Below are 1,273 nucleotides of genomic sequence, written 5' to 3'. Positions count from 1 at the left end.
CTACCCGACACCGGCCAAGGCGATAGTTCAATCCTGTATCTTCAGGATGAGTCGCTGGAAGGGTTCAGTGATATGGTTGATGGCATACTGAAACTGGCCGACAAACACCTGCAAAAGCTCAACCAGCGGCAACGGACAACCTGCCCGGCCTCGGATCTGGTGGTGGGTATGCAGTGTGGCGGCAGTGATGCCTTTTCCGGACTGACGGGCAATCCGGTTTCGGGCTTTGCGGCCGATCTGATCGTCCGGGCGGGTGGTACCGTGTTTTTTTCGGAGGTAACCGAAGTACGCGATGCGATTCATCTGCTGGTACCCCGCGCGGCCGATGCTTCGGTTGCCAGGGCGTTAAAAGATGAAATGGCCTGGTACGATAATTACCTGATGCAGGGGCGTGCCGACCGCAGCGCCAATACCACCCCCGGCAACAAAGGTGGCGGGCTGAGCAATATTGTGGAGAAAGCCCTTGGCTCCATCGCTAAATCCGGAAGCAGCCCGATTGTGGATGTGGTTTCGCCCGGCGACAGAATCCGGAAAAAGGGGCTGAACTTTGTTGCCACCCCGGCCAGCGATTTTGTCTGCGGAACATTACAGCTGGCCGCCGGTATGAACATGCACGTTTTCATTACCGGACGGGGCACGCCTTATGGCCTGAATATGGTACCGGTTATCAAAGTCAGCTCCAACACCAGACTCAGCCAGCGCTGGCACGATTTGATCGATTTCGACGCCGGTCCGGTTGCATTTGGTTTTAAAACCATTGAGGAGATGGGGTGGGAATTGTTTCACCTGATACTAGACATCGCCAGTGGCCGCAAAAAAGTAGCGACCGACACAATTGGTTTGTACAACGACCTGGTCCTGTTTAATCCCGGACCGTTAACCTAGTGCTTTCACTGTTTATTACTGATACAACCATGGCCTTTACCCCTTCGCTGTCCGGCCTGAACGGACCGAAAATTAAAGCGTTTCACATCACCCCGATTGCCGTCGTGGACCCTCCCCTGCTCAATGCGGCCGGACTACATGCCCCTTATGCCCTGCGGACAGTGGTTGAGCTGGTTACCGACGATAATATCAGCGGCATCAGCGAAATACCCGGCAACCTTGCCATTGATCGTTCACTCGAGGCCAGTAAACCGCTGATCATTGGTCAGGACCCTTTTCAGCTGAATACCATCCGCGACATATTACTGGCCCATTTCGGCCAGGATAAAGCCTCTGAACGCGGCGACACGCCCTGGGACCAACGGACACTGGTGCATATTTTCAGCGC

At 54.9% G+C, this 1,273-nt stretch carries 2 pseudogenes; both read left to right on the top strand.

The features are described 5' to 3' along the window. A pseudogene (locus BLX24_RS30490) lies at window positions 1-885 on the top strand (UxaA family hydrolase); the annotation flags it as partial. 29 nt (window positions 886-914) lie between these two features. Further along, window positions 915-1,273 (top strand): annotated as a pseudogene (locus BLX24_RS30485) (glucarate dehydratase); the annotation flags it as partial.

This window comes from Arsenicibacter rosenii (assembly GCF_001870735.1).
In the GTDB taxonomy this organism is placed as follows: domain Bacteria; phylum Bacteroidota; class Bacteroidia; order Cytophagales; family Spirosomataceae; genus Arsenicibacter; species Arsenicibacter rosenii.
This window is presented reverse-complemented; position numbering and strand designations above follow the sequence as displayed.